Annotated in this window: 23 protein-coding genes; 10 read left to right on the top strand and 13 right to left on the bottom strand. The window is 72.8% G+C overall.

From position 1 onward, the window contains the following. Positions 1-143 precede the first annotated feature (143 nt). From N7L95_RS15370 to N7L95_RS15330, 9 genes are all read right to left on the bottom strand, one after another. Positions 144-797 carry a response regulator transcription factor gene (locus N7L95_RS15370; protein WP_301256123.1) on the bottom strand — a complete coding sequence of 218 codons (654 nt, stop codon included), beginning with the start codon at positions 795-797 and terminating at the stop codon, positions 144-146. Continuing rightward, positions 794-2,029: a sensor histidine kinase gene (locus N7L95_RS15365; RefSeq protein WP_301256122.1), complete on the bottom strand. Its 1,236-nt coding sequence runs from the start codon at positions 2,027-2,029 to the stop codon at positions 794-796. The genes N7L95_RS15370 and N7L95_RS15365 overlap by 4 nt, the downstream gene beginning before the upstream one ends. A 236-nt stretch (positions 2,030-2,265) precedes the next feature. Further along, entirely contained in the window at positions 2,266-2,799 is a 534-nt protein-coding gene (locus N7L95_RS15360; RefSeq protein ID WP_301256121.1) for an HD domain-containing protein, read from the bottom strand. Between the two features lie 145 nt (positions 2,800-2,944). Further along, positions 2,945-3,331 (bottom strand): hypothetical protein, encoded by a 387-nt coding sequence (locus tag N7L95_RS15355; RefSeq protein WP_301256120.1) that lies wholly within the window; start codon positions 3,329-3,331, stop codon positions 2,945-2,947. Next, positions 3,328-3,813 (bottom strand): hypothetical protein, encoded by a 486-nt coding sequence (locus tag N7L95_RS15350; RefSeq protein ID WP_301256119.1) that lies wholly within the window; start codon positions 3,811-3,813, stop codon positions 3,328-3,330. The genes N7L95_RS15355 and N7L95_RS15350 overlap by 4 nt, the downstream gene beginning before the upstream one ends. Then, positions 3,810-4,421, bottom strand: coding sequence for a hypothetical protein (locus N7L95_RS15345; protein WP_301256118.1), 612 nt, complete (start codon positions 4,419-4,421; stop codon positions 3,810-3,812). The genes N7L95_RS15350 and N7L95_RS15345 overlap by 4 nt, the downstream gene beginning before the upstream one ends. A gap of 297 nt (positions 4,422-4,718) precedes the next feature. Beyond that, on the bottom strand, positions 4,719-5,489 hold the full coding sequence (locus N7L95_RS15340; RefSeq protein WP_301256117.1) for a UdgX family uracil-DNA binding protein: 771 nt from the start codon (positions 5,487-5,489) through the stop codon (positions 4,719-4,721). 55 nt (positions 5,490-5,544) lie between these two features. After that, positions 5,545-6,450: a glycosyltransferase family 2 protein gene (locus N7L95_RS15335; protein ID WP_301256116.1), complete on the bottom strand. Its 906-nt coding sequence runs from the start codon at positions 6,448-6,450 to the stop codon at positions 5,545-5,547. Next, positions 6,440-7,204: a PIG-L deacetylase family protein gene (locus N7L95_RS15330; RefSeq protein ID WP_301256115.1), complete on the bottom strand. Its 765-nt coding sequence runs from the start codon at positions 7,202-7,204 to the stop codon at positions 6,440-6,442. The genes N7L95_RS15335 and N7L95_RS15330 overlap by 11 nt, the downstream gene beginning before the upstream one ends. A 144-nt stretch (positions 7,205-7,348) precedes the next feature. On the opposite strand from N7L95_RS15330, the gene N7L95_RS15325 reads away from it, so the two are divergent. Beyond that, positions 7,349-7,861 carry a metallophosphoesterase family protein gene (locus tag N7L95_RS15325; RefSeq protein WP_301256114.1) on the top strand — a complete coding sequence of 171 codons (513 nt, stop codon included), beginning with the start codon at positions 7,349-7,351 and terminating at the stop codon, positions 7,859-7,861. Between the two features lie 3 nt (positions 7,862-7,864). Here the strand turns inward: N7L95_RS15325 and N7L95_RS15320 are convergent, their stop codons facing one another. Beyond that, a complete protein-coding gene (locus tag N7L95_RS15320; RefSeq protein ID WP_301256113.1) occupies positions 7,865-8,227 on the bottom strand; it encodes a 6-pyruvoyl trahydropterin synthase family protein in 363 nt (120 codons plus the stop codon). A gap of 5 nt (positions 8,228-8,232) precedes the next feature. Further along, positions 8,233-8,865, bottom strand: a complete 633-nt coding sequence (gene queE, locus N7L95_RS15315; protein ID WP_301256112.1) for a 7-carboxy-7-deazaguanine synthase — start codon at positions 8,863-8,865, stop codon at positions 8,233-8,235. Positions 8,866-9,157: 292 nt separating this feature from the next. Here queE and N7L95_RS15310 point away from each other — a divergent pair, with 292 nt between their 5' ends. Further along, on the top strand, positions 9,158-9,439 hold the full coding sequence (locus N7L95_RS15310) for a DUF427 domain-containing protein (RefSeq protein ID WP_301256111.1): 282 nt from the start codon (positions 9,158-9,160) through the stop codon (positions 9,437-9,439). Between the two features lie 10 nt (positions 9,440-9,449). Here the strand turns inward: N7L95_RS15310 and N7L95_RS15305 are convergent, their stop codons facing one another. Next, positions 9,450-10,073 carry a 5-oxoprolinase subunit B family protein gene (locus N7L95_RS15305; RefSeq protein WP_301256110.1) on the bottom strand — a complete coding sequence of 208 codons (624 nt, stop codon included), beginning with the start codon at positions 10,071-10,073 and terminating at the stop codon, positions 9,450-9,452. Between the two features lie 266 nt (positions 10,074-10,339). Between N7L95_RS15305 and N7L95_RS15300 the strand changes: the two genes are divergently transcribed. Further along, entirely contained in the window at positions 10,340-11,359 is a 1,020-nt protein-coding gene (locus N7L95_RS15300; RefSeq protein WP_301256109.1) for an SDR family oxidoreductase, read from the top strand. A 78-nt stretch (positions 11,360-11,437) separates the two neighbouring features. On the opposite strand, the gene N7L95_RS15295 is transcribed toward N7L95_RS15300, so the two are convergent. Next, a complete protein-coding gene (locus N7L95_RS15295) occupies positions 11,438-11,926 on the bottom strand; it encodes a hemerythrin domain-containing protein (RefSeq protein ID WP_301256108.1) in 489 nt (162 codons plus the stop codon). Positions 11,927-11,997: 71 nt separating this feature from the next. Between N7L95_RS15295 and N7L95_RS15290 the strand changes: the two genes are divergently transcribed. The 7 genes from N7L95_RS15290 (at position 11,998) to N7L95_RS15260 (ending at position 19,752) form a co-directional block, all read left to right on the top strand. After that, a complete protein-coding gene (locus tag N7L95_RS15290) occupies positions 11,998-12,837 on the top strand; it encodes a hypothetical protein (protein WP_301256107.1) in 840 nt (279 codons plus the stop codon). 80 nt (positions 12,838-12,917) lie between these two features. Then, positions 12,918-13,400 (top strand): MaoC family dehydratase, encoded by a 483-nt coding sequence (locus N7L95_RS15285; RefSeq protein WP_301256106.1) that lies wholly within the window; start codon positions 12,918-12,920, stop codon positions 13,398-13,400. Next, on the top strand, positions 13,397-14,326 hold the full coding sequence (locus N7L95_RS15280) for a helix-turn-helix domain-containing protein (RefSeq protein ID WP_301256105.1): 930 nt from the start codon (positions 13,397-13,399) through the stop codon (positions 14,324-14,326). Before N7L95_RS15285 ends, N7L95_RS15280 begins: the two co-directional genes overlap by 4 nt. A 30-nt stretch (positions 14,327-14,356) precedes the next feature. After that, on the top strand, positions 14,357-15,160 hold the full coding sequence (locus N7L95_RS15275) for an HDOD domain-containing protein (RefSeq protein ID WP_301256104.1): 804 nt from the start codon (positions 14,357-14,359) through the stop codon (positions 15,158-15,160). A gap of 129 nt (positions 15,161-15,289) precedes the next feature. After that, positions 15,290-16,261: a Bug family tripartite tricarboxylate transporter substrate binding protein gene (locus tag N7L95_RS15270; RefSeq protein WP_301260162.1), complete on the top strand. Its 972-nt coding sequence runs from the start codon at positions 15,290-15,292 to the stop codon at positions 16,259-16,261. 255 nt (positions 16,262-16,516) lie between these two features. Then, a complete protein-coding gene (locus tag N7L95_RS15265; RefSeq protein ID WP_301256103.1) occupies positions 16,517-18,184 on the top strand; it encodes an allophanate hydrolase-related protein in 1,668 nt (555 codons plus the stop codon). Between the two features lie 164 nt (positions 18,185-18,348). Continuing rightward, positions 18,349-19,752 (top strand): YbaY family lipoprotein, encoded by a 1,404-nt coding sequence (locus tag N7L95_RS15260; protein WP_301256102.1) that lies wholly within the window; start codon positions 18,349-18,351, stop codon positions 19,750-19,752. Positions 19,753-19,769: the final 17 nt, after the last annotated feature.

The raw sequence follows: 19,769 nt of genomic DNA, 5'->3' as shown, positions 1-19,769 counted from the left end.
GTGACGCAGTTCGCCGGCGCAGGCTGCCGCCCTGGCGGTGAGCTCGCCCACCGCCAGCCGCGACCCGCCGAGGCTGCGCTGCGCCGGCAGCCCCGACGTCACAACGGGCGCCCACTCCCGTGCTGCCCGCGAGGGGGCGTGGCTCAGATCCAGCCCAGCTCGATCGCCCTCAGCACGGCCTGGGTGCGGTCGCGCACGCCGAGCTTGGAGAAGACCGCGGAGCAGTGGTTCTTCACCACCCCTTCGCTGTTGCCCAGCAGGCCGGCGATCTGGGTGTTGGTGCGGCCGGTGGCCACCAGGCGCAGGATCTGCAGCTCCTTGCCCGACAGTGGGTCGGGCCGGTCGGAGGGCACGAAGCCGCGCGGGGCCTGCTCCGCCAGGTGTTTCTCGACGCGCAGCGTCAGGCCGGGCCGCAGCACGCGCCCGCCGGCATGCACTTCACGCACCGCCTGCAGCAGCTTGTCGAGCCCGATGTCCTTCAGCAGGAAGCCGCGGGCACCGGCATGCACCGCCTCGTCGAAGGCTGGCTGGTCGTCGAAGGTGGTCAGCAGCAGCACCGGCGGCGGCTTGGGCAAGCCGGCCAGCTCGCGGATCAGCGCGATGCCGTCGAGCCGCGGCATGCGCACATCCGACAGCACCAGGTCGGGCTGGGTGCGGGCGATGGCCTGCAGCGCCTCCAGGCCGTCGGCCGGGTCGGCCACCACCTCGACATCCTCGGCCAGTGAGAGCAGGCCCTTGAGGCCCTCGCGCACCAGGGTCTGGTCTTCCACCAGCACCACGCGGATCTTGCGGTTCATCGTGTCTCCAGGGGACAGGCCCAGGCGATTTCAAAGCCGCCGCGGGTGCGTACCACCTGCAGCCGGCCGCCAAGCTCGGCGATTCGCTCCTGCATTCCGGCCAGGCCATTGCCGGGACGGAATTCCGGCGCGCCGCGTCCGTCGTCGCGGGTCACCACGCTCAGCTCATCGCCGCGGCAGCGCACCGACACCCGCACCTGCCCCGCGCCGGCGTGCCGCACGGCATTGGTGACCGCCTCCTGCACACAGCGCAGGGCGGCATGCGCCAGCCGCGGCGGCAGGTCGCGGGCGGCGGGGTCGATCTCCATCGTGATGCGAGGATGCTCGATGCGGCTGGCCAGCTCGTGCAGCGCATCGCTGAGGTCGATGCGGCGATGCTCGCGGATCAGGGAGACCGTGTCGCGCACATCGGCAAGCAGCCGCTGCGCGGCATGATGCGCTTGCTCCAGCGGCGCGGCGGCCCGCGCTGCGTCGTGGCGGCGGACGAGTTCGCGGGCCAGCTCCAGCTGCAGCGTCAGGGCCGAGAGATGGTGGCCCATCACGTCGTGCAGGTCGCGGGTCATCTGCAGGCGCTCGGCGAAGCGCAGCTGTTCGGCCTGCAGCTTTTCCTGGCTGGCCAGCTCGGCGAGCGCGGCTTGCAGGCGCTGGCGCTTGTCGGCCTCGTCGGCGGCCATGCGGCCGAAGCCGTAGGCCAGGCCATGCAGCGCGAGCAGGCCCAGCCCCTGGCCCAGTGCATAGACCAGGGCCGGCAACCGGGTGGCGGCTGCGTCTGCCTGCTGCAGCGCGCCCGGCATCAGCGAGGCCAGCCCCCAGGCCACGGCCACCTGCGCCAGCGCAAAACGCAGCGCGGCGGTGGACAACAGCTGCCAGGCAGCCACGGCGGTCATCACGAACGGCAGCCCCGGTGCGGCCAGCAAGGCCAGCCCGTTCAGCGCCAGCAGCGGCCCCATCCCCTGGCCGGCCCGGCGCCGCACCGGCCGCTGCGTGAGGGACCAGTAGCAGGCGGCGAACAGCGCCAGCAGCAGAAGGTGCAACACGGCATATCCCGGCGTCCCGACGCCCTGCTGCCCCAGCAGGCGGCTCAGGCAGGCGAGCAGCGGCTCGTCGACCACGGCCATCCCGCGGCCGCTGGCCTGCAGCAGCGTGCCGGCCGCCTCGATCAGGCAGACGGCCAGGCCGGACAGGCGCAGCACCGCCATGGGCGGCGGGGCGCGGTGAAGAAGGGCTTTCATGCGGGAGCAGGCGGGAGCGACACGCGCGCAAGCATGCCGCAAAACCACGGCCCCCCGCATGTGCCGGAAGTCATGCCGCCAGGGCCTGCCCGTACAGCGGCCGGTGGCCCGCCGGGCCAGGCGCCGACGACCCGCGTTGAAGGCGCATTGCCTCGACCGCTGGCAGCCGCCGGGACGGTTGCGGCGCCGGGCAGCCCGGTGAGCGCCGTCACCGGCTTCGTGAGCCCAGGGCCGGCTCAGGGCATGACGGGGTAGCGGCCGATGCGGTCGCGCAGGCGGGCGTTGAGCCAGCCCGAGGCGGGACCCAGTTCATCGGCGATGAGCAAGGCCTCGTCCCGATAGCTGAGCCGCTTGTCGCTGGACCAGGTGCTGGGCGGGCCCGACATGTTGGCGCAGCGGTCGGCCAGCTTCACCGCCCAGACCTCGCGCGGTTGCTGGCGGATCCGCTGCAGGCTGTCGGGCATGCGCCGGGGCTTGGGCAGGGCCTTGTCCTTGGTCAGGGCCAGCACGGCGTTGGCGATCGACGCACCGAAATGCTCCTGCAGCTCGGCATGGGTGACCGGGGTGTCCTCCAGGGTGTCGTGCAGCACCGCGGTGCACAGCGCCAGGTGGCGGTCGAGGCCCGGCTCCGCGGCCAGCGCCTCCTGCAGCTCGGACACCACCAACGCAAGGTGCAGCAGGTAAGGCAGCTCGGTGCCGGGGACGGTCTGGCCCTGGTGGGCGATGGCGGCGAAGCGCCAGGCGTGGGTCAGGTCGCTGGAAGTGCTCATGGCAAGGTCATAAGAAGCAGAAGCGGCGGCTCCGGTGGGCCGCCAGGGGGCGTGGCGCGGCGGCACGGGCGGCGCCGATCGCCGGGCGGTGGGAGGGGTGGGTACCGGGCCGCGCAACGTGGCGCCACCCACCGCGGCGGCGGGCTCATCGCGAATACTGCCTCAACAGGGCGCGCAGTTCTTCCCGGCGCGGTGGGTCGGCCGCGGGGGACGCTGCGTCGCCTGCAGAGGCCGGCAGGCGCGCGAGCAGCGGCGTGGGCGGGGCTGCGGCGGCGCCCGGCGTCTCTTGCAGGGCGATGCCCTCCACGTTGACGTAGAACTTGAAGCGGGTGGACGCTCCGCTGCCCCGGTGGTCGAGATAGAGGTGAGTGCCGGCGGGCAGGTGGCTGCGGGCCGAGCCGCTGCTCACCACCAGGGGGGCCGCCAGCACATGCACTGGTGGTGCGCTGGCGTACCGATGCCAGGCCATGCCGGCCGCGCCGAGCACCAGGCCGAGCGACAAGGCGGGAAGGTAGCGGAGGGCCCGGTTCATTGGCAGGGGCCCTGTTCGGCGCCGGTTGCCGGCAGGCAGCGTTGCAACAAGCGAAGGTCGGCGGGCGCCAGCGTACCGGATTGCAGGACCGCCACCAGGTCGTCCCTGGACAAGGCGGCTTCCTGCACCAGCAAGGCGAGGCTGGCCGCATCGATCGGGAAGGCGGACTCCGGCGCCAGCCAGAACTTCTCGGTGCTCGGCCGCAGCGGCAGCTCACCACCCTCGACATCGAGATACACGACATAGCGAATGAAGCCCTCCGGGAAGGCCCGGTCGTGGTGAAGCTCGGTGCCTCGCGGCAGCATCGGATGCAGCGCCGCGGGCTCGACGCCGCTCAACAGCAGCGGGACCGCCAGCCGGTGGACGATGGCATGCGGCCGCCCGAGCACCAGCGGCGCCAGCAGGATGCCCACGGCGCCAACCGCCATGCCCACCGCCAGGGCCAGCCCCTGGCACAGCGTCTTGCGCAAGAGCCGTTTCATGGCTTGCACCCGGCTGCGCCTGGCCCGCTATCCAGCCGCGCCCGCCGGGGGATCGGCCATGCCGGGCCGGCTTCCGGGAGGGCCCGGCCGGCCTGCGCCAGGCTCATGCGAAGCACGCCTCGAACAGGGAACGGCACGCTGGCTTCGTCGGCATGCCGCGCCCGCAGTCGATGGCCACCTCGTCGCGCGACGGCGGATGGTGCTGGGGCCACCGGCGCCGTGCGTGCGGCGTCGATGCGAGGGGCAGGCCGCGGCGCCTGCCCGTCTTGCTCAATGGTCTCCTTCGTCTGCGCGTCCGCCCGCTCGGCGCAGACGATGTCGCGGTCGACACCCGTGGAGAAGGCGGCGCCGTTGTAGAGCGGGGTGCCTTTGGGCTGCAGGTCGCCGGGTCCCTCGGGAGGGGCGCCGGCGAGCAGCAGCGGGGTGTCAAGCGGATGGACCTGGAGCATGATGCGCCTCGCGGAATGTTGAATGAGCCCCAGGAGCGCACTGCGTTGGCGATGCCGGCGATCGGCAGGCACCGCCGGCACCGACGGGTCGGCGGCGGCCGGTGGATCGGCCTCGCGTCGCAGCGCACGCTCCACCCCCAGCGAGGCGCCCGGCAGCACGACCTCCTGCGGATCAGCCGGTGCGCCTGGCTGGAAGCGCGAGCAGCGCGCGGACGCGGGCCCGGGCCACCGCCATGGCTGGCGTGCGGGCCCTTGCCTTCATCGAAGCCCCCTCGCACGCTGGCTGCGCTCCATGCCCCGTGCTGCCGCCTGCCCGCTGCCCCGGGGGCTCGGGACGCTTGGAGGCCATCCCCGCGCCCAGGGCTGCGGATTCCCGCCAAGGACCGATATCAGACTCGAAGCTGCCCGATCGGGCAAGCCGCCGTTTCGGGGGGAGACAGAGCCCGAGGCGCCGGATCAGCGCTGCGCCGGCGCCGCGACGTGCGCCCCGGCCAGCCGCAGGTCGTCCAACCACTGCGCGAAGGCGGCCTCGCGCTCCGGCGAGCGCAAGCGCAGTAGCGCGGATGGATGCAGCGTCACCAGCACCGGGCGGCCGTCCGGGCGTTGCAGCCAGTGGCCGCGCTCGGCCATCACTGGCACCGATCGGTGTAGCAAGGAGCGGGCAGCGGTGGCTCCCAGGGCAATCAGCGCCGATGGCTGCACCCGTTCGATCTCGCTTTCGAGCCAGTGCAGGCAGGCGGCCGCTTCCCGCTGGGCCGGCGTCTTGTGCAGGCGGCGGGTGCCGCGCCATTCGTACTTGAAGTGCTTCACCGCATTGGTGACGTACAGCGCATCGCGCGGCCAGCCCAGCGACTGCAGCGCGCGGTCGAGCAGCTTGCCGGCCGGTCCCACGAAGGGCCGGCCGATCCGGTCTTCCTGGTCGCCCGGCTGTTCGCCCACCAGCATCAGGCGGGCCGGTGCCGGTCCTTCTCCCCACACCGTCTGGGTGCCGAGGGCGCCGAGCGGGCATTCCCGGCAAGCGGCGGCCTGTTCGGCCACGGCGCGCAGTGCCGGCGCCGCCTTGCCGTAGAGGCGCACCTGCGGCGGCTGTGGCGAGGGCGTGTCGGCGCGGTCCGGGGCCTGAGGCTGACCGGCGTCCGGCAGGCCGGCGGCGGGGGCGTCGACCGGCGCCGGCGGACGGCGTGCCGCGGGACGTCTGGCGGTCGGGGCGGAAGAGGTGCGGGGCATGGGGGACTCCAGGGCTGCCTTTGCTCTCGGGGGCGGTGGAGGGCCGGCGCCGCGCTCAGGTCCGCCAGGCGACGGACTTGGGCGGTCGCCGCATCGGTGGCCCGCCCAGCACGCGACGGCGCTGCGCCTCGACCTCGGCGGGCAGGACCCGGCGCTCGCGCAGGATCCACGGCAAGCCGCGCACCGCATCGCGCAGCACGGTGAACAACAGGCCGGCGGCAGCCGCCTCGCGTGCCACGCGGCGTGTCTCATGCAGCAGGCTGGACCACGGCAGGCGAAGCCAGGCGATCCACAGCGCGTTGCGGGCCAGCAGCCGCCGGCGGCCGGGTGTATCGCGCTGGGGCGAGGGGTGGTGGTGGCACACCACGTCGGCGGCATAGCTCATCTGCCATCCCCGGCTGGCCAGGTCCAGGCCCAGCAGGCGTTCTTCGCCGCCGAGGAAGAGGCGCGGCTGGTAACCGCCGACCGCACGGAAGGCGTCGCTGCGCATGGCCACCGTGCCGGCCATGAAGCCGATCAGCCCGGGTCCCGGCAGGCCCGATGCATCCAGCGGGCTGTCGGCCATCAGCCGGCAGGTCGGGTCTTCGCGCTGCTGCGGGCCGACCAGCACCCGCGCCGCGATGGCAGCCACCCGCGGGTGCCGGTCCAGCAGGTCGGCGGCCCGTCGCAGCGCGCCGGGGGCCCACCAGACGTCGTCGTCGCAGAACGCCACATACGGCGTGCGGACCTGCTCCACGCCGGCATTGCGACCGGCAGCGCCGAGGTTGCTGCGGCAGCGCACCAGCGTCACGCTGGGGAAGTGGCGCGCCACCTGGGTGGCGGTGTCGTCGCCGGAGGCGTTGTCCACCACGATGATGGGCACCTGCTCGGGCAGCGTACTGAGCTGGGCCAGCGTGTGCAGAAGTGTGGCGGCCCGGTTGTGCGTCAGCACCACCAGGCTGATGCGGGGATCAGACGGCACGTGGGGCCTCCTTGGCGGCGCCGGCCCGGGCGCTGCGGTGGGCGGGACGCGGCTGGCGCCGCGGCCGGCTCGCCTCGGGCAGCGCGAGCTGCCAGTAGTGCTCGCTGGCCAGCACATCGCTGTAGCCGTGCTTGCCGAAGGCCCGCAGCTGGCTGGCATAGGCCATCACGGCACGCTGCTTGTCGGTGAGCGGTCCGCTGTGCGGCGGAAAGGCCGGCGTGGCACAGATGCCGGCCTGCGCGAGCGCCAGCAGCCGTTGCTGCAGCAGGCCGGGAATGCGGCGGTAGAGCGCATCCTCGTAAGCCAGCCACAAGCGCTCGGGGCGTGCGTGCACCGCCTGCAGGCAGGCCTCGTGGACCAGGGTGTGGTCGGAGTGGAACAGGCCCATGGGCACCAGCACGGCTTCGGACGCGAGCGCCTCGAGGCAGGCGATCAGGGCGGCGGCGATGTCCTCGGCGGTGGGCGTGGCCCGGTACTGGCTGTCGATGAAGCTGAGCCAGACCGGCCGCGCACCCAGCAGGGCCAGCGCCTCGCGGTCTTCCTTGCGCCGGGTGTCGATGGCGTCGCGGCTGCTGCGGAAGCCGCAGCGCTGGTCCCACTCGGTGCGCATGTCCTCATCGGCCGGCGCGCCGGCGAACACGGTCAGCACCGTGCTGCCGGGGTGGGCGGCCAGCAACTGGCCACAGGCGAACACGCCGTCGTCCAGGTGGGGGGAGACGACCAGCAGGCGGTCCAGCGGCGGCAAGGCAGGCATAGGTCGGCAGGCAGGCGCCCCTCGTGCAGGAAAGCTCCTGCCTGTCTCAGCATGCGGCATACCTGCGCCGTGGCGGCGGGGTCGTGCAGATCAGAAGTGCTTGCTTCAGTGGCTGGGCCGCCAGCCGGCGGGCAGAATCGGCGCATGCCGTCGTCCGCCTTCCCCTCCGTGCTCGAAGTGGGTGTGATCTCCGACACCCACGGCCTGCTGCGGCCGCAGGCACTGGCGGTATTGCAGGGGTGCGACCACCTGCTGCATGCCGGTGACATCGGCAAGCCGGACATCCTCGACCGCCTGCGCGAGCTGGCGCCCCTGACCGCCGTGCGCGGCAACAACGACCACGGCAGCTGGGCCGCGGCCTTGCCCGAGACCGTGACGGTGTCGCTCGGCGGCGTGGTGATCTACCTGCTGCATGACCTGGCACAGCTGCCTCCGGGCGCGCTGGCGGCAGCGGCCGCGCAGGTGGTGGTGTCGGGCCATTCGCACCGGCCCGGGGTGGTGATGAAGGACGGCCTGTGTTTCCTCAACCCGGGCAGCGCCGGGCCGCGGCGCTTCCGCCTGCCGGTGACGCTGGCGCGGCTTGGCATCGCCGCCGGGCGGGCGACGCCCCGTGTGCTGGAGCTGGACCTCGGCGCCGCGGCCACCTCGGCCCGCTAGGGCTCAGAGCGTGAGCGTGCAGGCGTCGCCGGAGGCCTCGCGGCCCACCTTCACCCAGGCCAGCGCCGGCACCTGCTCGCGCAGGCGGATGGCGATGTAGGTGCACAGGCCTTCCAGCGTGCCGCGCTGCAGGCCGGGCACCTCGTCGAGGAAGCGGTGGTCCAGCTCGTCGCGCACCACCGCGATCGCGGCGCGCAGGTGGGCCAGGTCCATCACCATGCCGCTGTCGGGCTGGGGCTCGCCGCGCACGGCCACCTCCGCCAGGTAGGTGTGGCCGTGGATGCGGCGGCTCGATTCGGTCTCGATCACGCGCTCCAGCGTGTGGGCCGCTTCGAAGAAGAAGCGCTGGGTCAGTTCGTAGTTCATCGGTTTCAACGGATGTTCAGCACCTTGTGCGTCTGCACGCTCAGGCGCCAGCGCGGGTCCTGCAGGCAGTGGGCGATGGCCCAGCGGGTGTTGTCGGCCACGGCCGGCCCGTCCATCGCCTGCAGGAAGTGGTGGCGGAAATCGAGCGCGGCCAGCGCGTCCAGGTCGAGCCCGGGCTGCGGCACCACCACCTTCAGCTCCTGGCCGCGGGTCTGCTTGAGCGGTGCGCCGGCCTTGGGACTCACGCAGATCCAGTCCAGCCCCTCGGGCGCTGCGATGCTGCCGTTGGTCTCGACCGCGATCTCGAAGCCCGCTGCATGCAGCGCGTCGATCAGCGGTGCGTCCACCTGCAGCAGCGGCTCGCCGCCGGTCAACACCACCAGCCGCTGGCCGCCCTGCCCGCCCCACTGGCCGGCCACCGTGGCCGCCAGCTGTGCCGCGTCGGCGTACTTGCCGCCCAGGGTGCCGTCGGTGCCGACGAAGTCGGTGTCGCAGAAGCGGCAGACGGCATCCGCCCGGTCCGCTTCGCGGCCGCTCCACAGGTTGCAGCCGGCAAAGCGACAGAACACGGCCGGCCGGCCGGCATTGGCGCCCTCGCCCTGCAGGGTGTAGAAGATTTCCTTGACTTGATAAGACACGCCACGCTCCCGCTCGCACGCGAAAGGCCCCGTGCCTTCCGGCTGGGCATCGGCCACCGTGCGAACCCTCTATTGTCGCGCCAGCGCCACGCGAGCGCTGGCGACCCCCCGCGCCGCCCGGCGAGTTGCGGAAATCCTCCGGCAATTCGGGCCTGCGTCGGTCGCCGACGCTGCTGCTTTCGCCTTTCCTCGCCGCGACGGCCGCCCGGCGTCGCCCGATGGCGCCCGCCCGACTGTGGAATGCGGGGCGGCCTAACATAGGCGCCCCTAGCCACTGCCAAGAAGGACTCCCATGAAGGCGATCTGGAACAACGTCGTCATCGCCGAGAGCAATGACACCGTGCTGGTCGAAGGCAACCACTACTTCCCCGAAGGCGCGGTGAAGCGCGAATACCTGATGCCCAGCAACACCCGCACGAGCTGCTCCTGGAAGGGCTCGGCCCACTACTACAACCTGCTGGTCGACGGCAACGCCAATCCGGATGCGGTCTGGTACTACCCCGAACCCAAGGAAGCGGCGGCCGAGATCAAGGGCCGCATGGCCTTCTGGAAAGGGGTGCAGGTGGTGGAGTGAACGCCGCCGCTCAGGCTGCGAGGCGGCTGGCCGACACGGCCTGCGCCGCCTGCGCCAGCTGTTCGATGCCGCCGGTCACCTGGGTCAGCTCGCGTGCCACCGAGGCGAAGTCGCGGCCTGCCTCGCCGGAGCGGGCCGCCAGCACCTGGGCGCTGTAGGCCACCGCACGGGCTTGCTGGGCCACCGAGGTGATCTGCCCGGCCAGCGCCTGCCACTGCCGCTGCAGCTGGCGCGCACAGCGCCGGGCCTCCGCCTCGTAGATCTGCGTGATCTGGTTGAGCAGCACCAGCAGCGAGCCGGCCGAGGGAATCAGTGCCTGCAGCTTGGCCGCGCCCTCGGCCTGGGCGTCATGCCGCAGCGCGTGCAGCGTCTCGCGGGCCAGCTCGATGAACTCGCGGACCCGGGCGTCGCCCGCGGCCGCGCCGAAATAGGCTGCCTGCACTTCGGCGAAGTGCGCCCCCGGCAGGCACCCCTTGCCCTGCACCAAGGTGGTGTGGCTGTCGGCGAACAGGACGAGCGTCTCTTGGGCGCAGGCCAGGGCCTGCGCCTGCCCCAGCGAGGCGAGCAGCGCCTGCAACACCAGGTGCTGGGACAGCATGCGCTGGCGCGCGGCCAGCTGGACCAAGGCCGCCATCGTGTCGCCGGGGACAGCCCCGGCGCAGAAAACGCCGGCCAACAGGCCGGCCTCCGGGGCAGGTGGAGCAGGGGTGGCGGAAAGACAGGCCATGACGGGACTCGCTGCGGCGTTGAAGACGGGACGCGAGGGCGCTAAAAGCACGATCCATTCCCGAAGTGGGGCTTGCGCACCTGTCAATCCCCGCTGGGCCGGCACATCCGTTGCCAGCACCCTGCGATGCGAGGCGCCGCCGCGGCGCCCTTCACTTCACGGGAGAATGATTCATGGCACTTCGGCTCAAACCCCTGAACCAGCAGACCATCGTGGTGACCGGCGCGTCCAGCGGCATCGGCCTGGCCACTGCGCAGATGGCGGCACAGCGCGGTGCCCGCGTGCTGCTGGTGGCCCGCGACGAGGCTGGCCTGGAGCAGGCCACCCGCGACATCGTCGCCCAGGGTGGCGAAGCGATGTACGTGGTGGCGGACGTCGGGCGCCGCGAAGACCTGCAGCTGGTGGCCGACACGGCCATCGAGCAGTTCGGCGGCTTCGACACCTGGGTCAACAACGCCGGCGTTTCCATCTGGGGCAAGCTGGAAGATGTGCGCGACCGCGACCACCAGCGGCTGTTCGAGACCAACTTCTGGGGCGTGGTCTATGGCTCGACCATTGCCGCGGCCCACCTGCGCGGCAAGGGCGGTGCCATCATCAACCTGGGCAGCATGGCGTCCGACCGGGCCCTGCCGTTGCAGGGCATGTACAGCGCCAGCAAGCATGCGGTGAAGGGCTTCACCGACAGCCTGCGCATGGAGCTGGAGGAGGAAGGCACGCCGATCTCGGTGACGCTCATCAAGCCGGCCGGCATCGGCACGCCTTTCACCGCTCACGCCAAGAATTACACCGACCGCGAGCCCAAGCTGCCGCCGCCCGTCTACCGGCCCGAGGACGTGGCCGAAGCCATCCTGCATGCGGCCGAGCATCCGCGGCGCGACCTGTTCGTCGGCAGCGCCAGCAAGATGATGAGCAGCATCAGCAACCACACGCCGCGCCTGCTGGACTGGATCGGACGCCGGGTGCTGGTGAAGGCCCAGCTGCGCGAGGAGCAGGTGCGGCAACAGCAGCAGGGCACCCTCTACGAGCCGGGCGGCGGCGGCCGGGTGCATGGTGACCATCCCGGCCAGACGGTGCGCCCCAGCCTCTACACCCGCGCCGTGCTGCACCCCAAGAGCACCGGCGCCGTGGCCCTGGCAGCCGTCGCGGCGCTGGCCTGGCTGGCGGCCGGGCAGGGCCGGCTGCGCCGGGTTTGAACAGGGCTTGAGGGGGCCGGCGCGCAGGCGCCGGCCCGCTCCTTCACCGCCCGGGCGCCGCGCCGGCCGGCCCTTGCCTTACTTGAGTGGCGCGGCCTTGTCGGTCTGGGTCGAGACCGCTTCGCGCGGCTCGCCTTCGCGGCGCAGCTTCAGCTGCAGCGCCGCCATCTCCTCGCCCAGGCGGGCCAGGCTGTCGCCGTCCAGCAGCTGGCGCACCTTCGGAAACAGGTTCTCTTCCTCTTCCTTGTGGTGGTGCTCGGTCTGCTCCTTCAGCACCTTGAACTTGGCTTCGAAGGTCGGGTCGTCTTGCGGCAGTTCGAGCAGGTCGGACAACAGGCGCTTGAGCGACAGGTGCTCTTCGAGCGACTCCAGCAGGATGTCTTCGGTGCGCCGGGCCTTCACCGCCGGGTAGAAGACCTGTTCCTCCGACGCGAGGTGCACCGTCAGCTGGTCGCCCACGTCCTCGAAGATGCGGCGCTGCTCGGCCGCTTCCCGGGCTTCGCCCCAGGACTTCATGCGTGCTTCCAGCTCGCGGTGCTGCTTGATGAGAAGATCGATGGCATTCATGGTTGTGAGTCGTTTCGTGGGTGGAACACAATCCCCACCTAGAGCAGGCCGCGTGCCTGCCCACCCCCCACATGGCCCCTGCTGTCCTCACCCGCCTGCACCACCGCCGCCTGCGCGAGATCTACCGCTCGGCCGGCTGGCCCTGCCTGGATGCGATCGAGGTCGACCTGCTGGCCGCCGGCCTGCTGGAGCGCGTCCCCTCGCACGAAGGCCGCGAATGGTTGCGCCTGACCCAGGCCGGGCTGGAGGTGCTGGCCCAGGCGCTGCAACGCAACCGTTCGGCCTTCGATGCCCATGAGGCCCTGGTGGAGCGGGTGGCCCAGCAGCTCCTGAGGGACGGCCGGCTGGCCTGGCGCGGACTGGCCCTGCGGGCCCGGGTCGAGGACGGCGGGACGGTGGAGCTGGCGCCGCCGCCGCCGTCGCTCGCTGCGCCAGCCGCGGCCCTGCTGCCGGAGCTGGAGCCGCCCCCCTGCGAGGCCACCCCGGGCCGCTGGTGCATCGCGCGGCCCGACGTCTACTCGGTCCGGCACACCAGCGTCGAGGCCTACCTGCACCCGGTGGTGCACGAAGTGAAGGTGCAGCGCAGCGACCTGCTGGCCGACTTGCGCCGGCCGGCCAAGCGGGCGGCCTACCTGGCGCTGTGCTTCGAGTGCTACTACGTAATCGCCGCGGGCATCGCCGAGGCCGACGAGATCCCGCCCGAGTGCGGTGTCATCGTGGCGCACGGCCCGCGCTTCGAAGGCCGGCTCGAGCTGTTGCGCGCGGCGCCCAAGCGCTCACCCTTCATCGACGGGCGCCTGCCCTTCGGCATCTGGATGGCGCTGGCCCGCGCCACCCCGGAAGTACCGCAATGGCAGGACGGCGCGCAGCAGCGGCTCGGCGCCGCGCCGGACAACCCGCCTGCCGGCTGAACCTTGCGCCCGGCGCGCCGCCGGCCGCCCGCGGCCGCTATACCATCGGGCCCTCTTTCGCCCGACCTCAACGCAAGGCCATGACCGCTGCCCCGACCAACTACTGGGAAGACTTCGCCGCCGGCTCCGTTCGCGAGTTCGGTGGCATCACGGTGAACAAGGACGACGTGATCCGCTTCGCCCGGGAGTTCGATCCCCAGCCTTTCCACCTCGACGAAGCCGCCGCGCGGGAGTCGCTGTTCGGCGGCCTGGCCGCCAGCGGCTGGCACACCTGCGCCATGGTGATGCGCATGATGTGCGACGCCTATTTGCTCGATTCCGCGAGCCTGGGCTCGCCCGGGCTGGACAAGCTGCAGTGGCTCAAGCCGGTGTTTCCCGGCGACGTGCTGCGGGTGCGCATGACCGTCCTGGAAGCCCGCCCGATGAACAGCAAGCCGCATGTCGGCCTGGTGCGCAGCCAGTGGGAGGCCATTGCCAAGCGCAGCGACGGCCGCGAGGAGGTGGTGCTGCAGATGGAAGGCTGGGGCATGTTCCGCCGCCGCGAGACGGACGGCGCCACGTGAGCGAGGCGGTGATCTCCGAGGCGCCGGTGGCGGCGGCCAGCGGTGCGGCGGCCCTGCTCGGCCCGCGCCTGAAGGCCTTGCGTCAGGCGCGCCGGCAGAGCCAGCAGGCGCTGGCCACGCGGGTCGGCGTGACGGCACGCCAGCTCAGCCTGTTCGAGTGTGGTCGCGCGCTGCCCGGCGCGCCGCTGCTGCGTGCCTTGCTGGAGGCGCTGGATGTGGCGCTGGCCCAGCGCAACGAGTTGCTGGTGTTGGCCGGCCACCCGGCCCACTACCCGGCCACGCCGCTGGAAGGCCACAACATGCAGATGCTGCGGGAGTCGCTGCTGCACCTGTTGACGGCCCACGAGCCGCGCCCGGCCATGGTGCTCGACGGCGCCTGGAACCTGATGCTGGCCAATCGTGGCATGACGGCCCTGTTGCGCCGCCTGACCGGCAGCGACGCGCTGCTTGAGCACTACGAGTCTGGCGGCGAGCTGAACCTGCTGGACGTGATGCTGGCCGCCGATGGCCTGCAGCAGCGCCTGATCAACCGCGACGAGGTGCTGGCCGGCCTGCACCAGCGCCTCAGCCGGGAGCTGCCGCAGGAGCCCGGGCTGCTGCCGCGCCTGCAAGCCCTGGAAGCCCTGCAGGCCCGCCTGCGCAAGCGCAAGCGCCGCCCGGTGGAGGCGGAGGCCGAAGCCGCGCCTGCACCGCTGCCGGCCGAGGTGCTGCCGGACGCCGGCGGCCTGCTGCCGCTGCCCGGCGCACCGGTGTTCGTCACCCGCTTCAAGCCGGCCGACAGCCGCGAGCGCCTGAGCTTCTTCGCGTCCAGCGCCCGCTTCGTGGCGCCGCAGGACATCACCGCCGCATCCCTGCAGATCGAGCAGTGGTTCCCGGCGGACGAGCGCACGCGCGCCATCGTGGCCGGCTGGCTGGACGGGCGCTAACATCGCTGCACCATCCCCCGCTGCCCCGCCATGCCCGTCGATCCGACCCTGCGTTCGCTCAACATCGATCTTCCCGCCCAGCCCCAGGTGCTGGTGCAGCTGTCGCTGCTGCTGGCCGACGAGGAGGTCGACTTCAAGGCCGTCGGCAGCCTGATCGAGGGCGACATGGCGCTGGCGGCGGCGGTGCTCAAGGCGCTCAACTCACCCATCTACGGGCTGCGCCAGCCGGTGCGCACGGTGCAGCAGGCAGTGCAGTTCCTGGGCACCAGCGAGGTGGCGGCCATCACCTACGAGATGGGCTTGCGCTCGGTCTTCCCCAGCTCGCCGGAGCTCGATGCGCTGTGGTTCCGCGCCAACCGCCGCGGCATGCTGATGGCCCTGATGGCACGCCGGCTGGGCATGCAGACCTTCGCAGCGCATTCGGCCGGCCTGTTCGAGGAATGCGGCAAGGCGGTGATGTTCAAGCATGCGCCCGACCGCTATGCCGCCATGATGAAAAACGCCCCCAGCGACGACCTGCTGGTGCTGCAGGAGATGCAGGCCTTCGGCGTCAGCCACGATGCCCTCGGTGCCGCGCTGTGCGAAACCTGGACGCTGGCGCCGGCCGCGGTCACCTGTGTGCGCTACCACGTGGTGGTGCAGTCCGGCGGCAGCTGGCCCGACAAACCGGGGGCGCGGCCGCTGTGTGCGCTGTCCGCCGTGGCGCACTACCTGCTGCGTGCGCCGGAGGCGGTGGACGCGGCGGTGCGGGCCGCCGCGGTGCTGGGCGAGCTGGACGAAGCCCGCTTCCTGGAAGCCGCATACGACGCGCATGCCGTGCTGCGTGCTGCCTGACGGAACAAACCCCCCGCCGCTGACGCGCGGGTGACAGGTCGTCAGGTGAAATCCGGGTGCCGCCGGCGGAGGGCGGCTGCCATCCTGAATGCCGGCTTCCACCACCGGACCCGAGGGTTCCACTCCATGATGCAACGTCGACAGATGCTGAAGGCGCTGGGCGCCAGTGCCGTCACCCTCGGGGTGCCGGGCGCGGCGCGCGCCCAGTCCTTCCCGAGCCAGCCGATCAAGCTGCTGATCGCCTTCCCGGCCGGCGGGCCGACCGACATCACGATGCGGGTGCTGGCCGAGAACGCAGGCAAGCTCCTGGGCCAGACCGTGGTGGTCGAAAACCGGCCCGGCGCCGGCGGCACGCTGCCGGCCACCGCGCTGCAGAACGCGCAACCCGACGGCTACACGCTGGGCCAGATCCCGCTCGGTGTGTTCCGCCTGCCCTACACCACCCGGATCACCTGGGACCCGGTGAAGGACATCACCTACCTGCTCTGCATCACTGGCTATTCCTTCGGCATCGTGGTGCCGAGCGGCTCGCCGCTGCAGTCCTGGACGCATTTCGTCGCCTGGGCCAAGGCCAACCCGGGCCGCCTGACCTACGGCTCCACCGGCCAGCTGACCAGCCCCCACCTGACGATGGAGGACATCGCGCGGCGCGCCGGCATCCAGCTCACCCACGTGCCCTACCGCGGCAGCTCGCACCTGATGCAGGCCATCCTCGGCGGGGAGATCATGGCGGCGGCGGATTCCACCGGCTTTGCCCCCCATGTCGCGGCCGGCAAGCTGAAGGTCCTCAATACCTGGGGCGCCCAGCGCCTGCCGACCTTCCCCGAGGTGCCCACGCTCAGGGAGCTGGGCATGGACATCGTGCAGACCTCGCCCTACGGCCTGGGCGCGCCACGTGGCATGGACCCCAAGTTGGTAAAGCTGCTGCACGACGCCTTCAAGAAGGCCATGGAGATGCCCAACCACAAGGAGGCCCTGGCCAAGTTCGACCAGGAGCTGATCTACATGGGCCCGGCCCAGTACGCCAAGTTTGCGGCCGACACCTTCCGCAAGGAAAAGGCGCTGATCGAGTCGCTGGGCCTCGCCAAGCCGGCCAGCTGAGGCGCGGCCCCGGCGCCAGGGCGCCACGGCACGAGCGGGGAAACGGGCCGGCGGGGCGCTTGATGGCCTGCCACTGGCCCGGTGCTTGCATGGCGAGCCGGATGCCGGCACCGCCGCGCCAGTACCGTGCCGGGCTGCGGCAGGCGCTGGGCGACCGCCTGGCACCCGCCTGCCGGCCTGTTGCGTCGGGGTGGGTGCGTTGGCCTGTGCGGGCATGCCCTGCCGCCCTTGTGTCCTCATGCCCCGGGAGCCCGCATGATCGCCCTGCCCCGCACCATCGATGAATGGCTGGCCGCCTACCGCAGCGGTGCGCTCCACCCCCGGGACGCGCTGCCAAGGCTGTGCCACCAGGCCGGCCAGGACGACCCGGGCTGGGCCGAGCGCTGCGATCCCCGGCACCTCGCTGCACAGCTGCAGGCGCTGCAGGCACGCGACGCCGCCGCCCTGCCGCTCTACGGCGTGCCGTTCGCGGTGCAGGACGGCGTCGAGGCACAGGCCGTCGCGGCCTCCGCCGTTGACCGGCCGGGCGCCAGCGTGGTGCGCCGCCTGGTCGACGCCGGGGCGGTGTTGCTGGGGCGCATTCGCCGTGGCACCGAAGATGGGCTACCCGACTGCCCGGACTGCGCGCCTGCCGCTGTCATCGAGGGCGCCAGCTGCGCCCTCGCCGTGGCACGCGGGCAGGTGGCGTTCGCGGTTGGCGCCGGGGCGCGCGGTGGCAGCGCCGTGGCCGCCGGCTTCTGCAACGTGGTCGGTTGCCAGCCCTCCGCGCCGCGGGGGGCGCTGCATGGCGCGCAGGACGGGGCTGCACAGGCAGGCATCGACCTCCATGGCCCATGCGTCTTCGCCCTCAGCGTGCGCGACACAGCGCGGGTGCTGCGGGTGATCGAGGCGCCGGCGGATGATCCGTGGCCCTTGCCATTGCGCGACACAGCGTGCGGCCTGCCGTCGCCACTGCGCGTGGGCGTGCCGAGCCCAGGCCAGGCCGGGCGCTGCGACGGTGCCTATGCCGCTGCCTTCGAGCGTGCCCTTGTCGACCTGCGCGACCTGGGCGCCGAAGTCGGCCTGCTCGACGTCCGGCAGCGCGAGGCGGCCCGGCACGGCGACGCCCCGCCAGGCACCGGTGCAGCCGCCGCCGCACCGACTCGCCGCCGCGGCCGCACGGCCACCGTGGCTGCCCTTGCGTTGCCGCCGGGTCGCGACCCGCTGTGGCCATCCTTCGACCTGGTGATGCTGCCCTGCACCGCCCACCTGCCCGCGTGGCCTGAGGGGCCCGACGCGGTGTGGCAGGAGCGCCCGGACGCGCTCGCCGGCCGCCCGATGCTCACCGTGCCTGCCGGCTTCGTGGCAGGGGGCCGGCCCTTCGGCGTGTGCTTCGTCGGCCCGGCCGGTAGCGACCTGGCGTTGGCCCAGCTGGGGTCGCGCTGGCAGGCGGCCCTGGGGCTGCCCCTGGGCGCCGGCCTCGGGCGGATCGAGCTGGACGCCCTGTGCCTGCCGCCAGCGCCGTGGCCCGAGCCGGTGCTGACCCTGGCCGTGGTGGGGCCCTACGGCAGCGGCATGCCGCTGCACCACCGCCTGGCCGAGCGGCGCTGCCGCCCGCTGCACATCGCACGCACGGCACCCTGCTACCGGCTCTATGCGCTGCACGGCGGCCAGCCGGCACATGCCGGCCTGGCCCGCGCGGCCGCAGGTGCCCCGATCGAGGTGGAGCTGTACGAGATGCCGCAGTCCGAAGTCGGCGCCTTCCTGGCCAGCATCGAGGCGCCACTCGGCCTCGGGCCGGTCGAGCTGGAAGATGGCCGTGCCGTGCAAGGCCTGCTGGTCGACCCCCCGGCTGCCGGCACGGCGGAGGACATCACCGCCTGGGGCGGCTGGCCGGCTTTCCTGCGACAGCGCCGCGTGCCCTCCAGGCGGCGAGTGGCTTGATGGCGAGACGCCCGGCGGGACCGCGTCATTCCGTCCGACTGGCGGCGCCGCCGGACGGCCGCGGCTTGCAGCGGCGCCGGTTTTGCACGAAAGTGCCCGCCGGTTCAATGTCCACCCCCGCTTGCCGGAACCCCGCACCGATGCCAGACCGGAGATCCCTCGTCGTGCGATGCCTCGTCGTGCTGCTGCCGACCCTCCTGGCGGCCGGCAGCAGCCTGGGCGCCACCATGGCCGATCACCTGCCGCCGTCATGGCGCATGGCCTATCGCTGCGACGACGGTGCCCGCCTGACCGTCAGCTTCGACCATGCCGGCCCCGACGCCCGGGCCTGGCTGGGCGAAGCCGGCCACAGCCGCGCGCTGCCGGCGTTGGCGCCGGGCGCTGGTCTGCGGTATGGCGACGGCCAGACCACCTTCACGGCCCAGGGCGCGGAGGCCCGGCTCGAAGACGGTGGCGCCGCGCCGCGCACCTGCCGTGGCGAAGGCGTGCCGCAGCGCCTGCTGATCGACCGCGACACCGGCCTGCGCCTGGCCCTGCCGGCCAGCTGGTTGCCGCAGCGCTATGCGGTGCAGGTGGTGCGGGGCCCCGAAGCCGCCCTGCTGCAGCGCGATGCCGAGGTCCTGCATGCGCTCGAATACCAGCCGCAGGACCCGCACCTGCCGCCCCGGCCCCTGCTGCTGCTGGCGGTGTTGCCGAAGGCGGCCTGGCAGGACCCCGGCCGCGGCCGGGCGCCGGGAAGGTGGCGTGTGCTCGCGATGCGCGACTCGCGGGTGTACCTGGCCGGCCTGCCGCAGGCGCGGCCCTACCCCGCCGGCTCGGCCGATGCCCAGACCTTCGAAGTGATGCGGGCCGGCCTGGCCGAGCCGGCAGCACGGCTGCAGCAGCTGTTCTCGCTGCTGGGCGATCCGGAAGGCGGTCTGTCGCTGCGCCTGCCGGTGGTGGTGAAGCCGGGGGTGGGCGCCCCGCTGCGCGCCGGCGACCGCCTGAGCCTGCAGCTGCTCGACCTGTCGACATCCGAAGCCGCGGCCCGACCCCTTGCACGCCAGGAGCAGGAGCTGGCGCGCGCGGGCGCCGCGCGCCTGGCCCTGAGCGTCGAGGCCGACCGCCTGCAAGCCGGGCAACACTACCTGCTGCAGGCCCGTGTGTGGCGCGGTCGCCGACTGGTGCACGCGGCCCAGGCCCCGCTGACCGCCGCGGCGCTGCAGGACGGCCGGCCGCTGGCCCTGCCGCTGCGGCCGGTGGAGGGCGAGGCGGCGCCGGCCGAGGCCGGGCTGGCCTGCCACGGCGAGTCGCCACACTGGTCGCTGCACCTCACCGACCTGGCGGGCGAGGCCCGCTGGCCCGGCCGCGCGCCGCGCCAACTGTGGGGCGTGTGGCGGCATGCCAGCCCGGGGCAGCCGCCGGCCTCGGTGTGGCGCGCGGCCGCCGGCCCGGGCACAGCGGCGGTGGTGGCCGTGCTCACCCCGGTGAGCTGCGAACTGCCGGCCGACGATGTGGCCGGGCCGGGCACCCATCGGGCGCTGGTCTCGCTGCCCGGCGGCCAGGTGCTGGAGGGTTGCTGCCGGTGAAGCCGCTGGTCTTGCCG

The organism is Eleftheria terrae (assembly GCF_030419005.1).
Lineage (GTDB): Bacteria > Pseudomonadota > Gammaproteobacteria > Burkholderiales > Burkholderiaceae_C > Caldimonas > Caldimonas terrae.
Note: the sequence above shows the minus strand (reverse complement) of the source record. Positions and strands in the feature narration are given on the sequence as shown.

Coding starts and splice junctions, on each gene's coding strand:
- N7L95_RS15370 (WP_301256123.1), bottom strand. CDS start 797: ATGAACCGCAAGATCCGCGTGGTGCTGGTGGAAGACCAGACCCTGGTG.
- N7L95_RS15365 (WP_301256122.1), bottom strand. CDS start 2,029: ATGAAAGCCCTTCTTCACCGCGCCCCGCCGCCCATGGCGGTGCTGCGC.
- N7L95_RS15360 (WP_301256121.1), bottom strand. CDS start 2,799: ATGAGCACTTCCAGCGACCTGACCCACGCCTGGCGCTTCGCCGCCATC.
- N7L95_RS15355 (WP_301256120.1), bottom strand. CDS start 3,331: ATGAACCGGGCCCTCCGCTACCTTCCCGCCTTGTCGCTCGGCCTGGTG.
- N7L95_RS15350 (WP_301256119.1), bottom strand. CDS start 3,813: ATGAAACGGCTCTTGCGCAAGACGCTGTGCCAGGGGCTGGCCCTGGCG.
- N7L95_RS15340 (WP_301256117.1), bottom strand. CDS start 5,489: ATGCCCCGCACCTCTTCCGCCCCGACCGCCAGACGTCCCGCGGCACGC.
- N7L95_RS15330 (WP_301256115.1), bottom strand. CDS start 7,204: ATGCCTGCCTTGCCGCCGCTGGACCGCCTGCTGGTCGTCTCCCCCCAC.
- N7L95_RS15325 (WP_301256114.1), top strand. CDS start 7,349: ATGCCGTCGTCCGCCTTCCCCTCCGTGCTCGAAGTGGGTGTGATCTCC.
- N7L95_RS15320 (WP_301256113.1), bottom strand. CDS start 8,227: ATGAACTACGAACTGACCCAGCGCTTCTTCTTCGAAGCGGCCCACACG.
- N7L95_RS15310 (WP_301256111.1), top strand. CDS start 9,158: ATGAAGGCGATCTGGAACAACGTCGTCATCGCCGAGAGCAATGACACC.
- N7L95_RS15305 (WP_301256110.1), bottom strand. CDS start 10,073: ATGGCGGCCTTGGTCCAGCTGGCCGCGCGCCAGCGCATGCTGTCCCAG.
- N7L95_RS15300 (WP_301256109.1), top strand. CDS start 10,340: ATGGCACTTCGGCTCAAACCCCTGAACCAGCAGACCATCGTGGTGACC.
- N7L95_RS15295 (WP_301256108.1), bottom strand. CDS start 11,926: ATGAATGCCATCGATCTTCTCATCAAGCAGCACCGCGAGCTGGAAGCA.
- N7L95_RS15290 (WP_301256107.1), top strand. CDS start 11,998: ATGGCCCCTGCTGTCCTCACCCGCCTGCACCACCGCCGCCTGCGCGAG.
- N7L95_RS15285 (WP_301256106.1), top strand. CDS start 12,918: ATGACCGCTGCCCCGACCAACTACTGGGAAGACTTCGCCGCCGGCTCC.
- N7L95_RS15275 (WP_301256104.1), top strand. CDS start 14,357: ATGCCCGTCGATCCGACCCTGCGTTCGCTCAACATCGATCTTCCCGCC.
- N7L95_RS15270 (WP_301260162.1), top strand. CDS start 15,290: ATGCAACGTCGACAGATGCTGAAGGCGCTGGGCGCCAGTGCCGTCACC.
- N7L95_RS15265 (WP_301256103.1), top strand. CDS start 16,517: ATGATCGCCCTGCCCCGCACCATCGATGAATGGCTGGCCGCCTACCGC.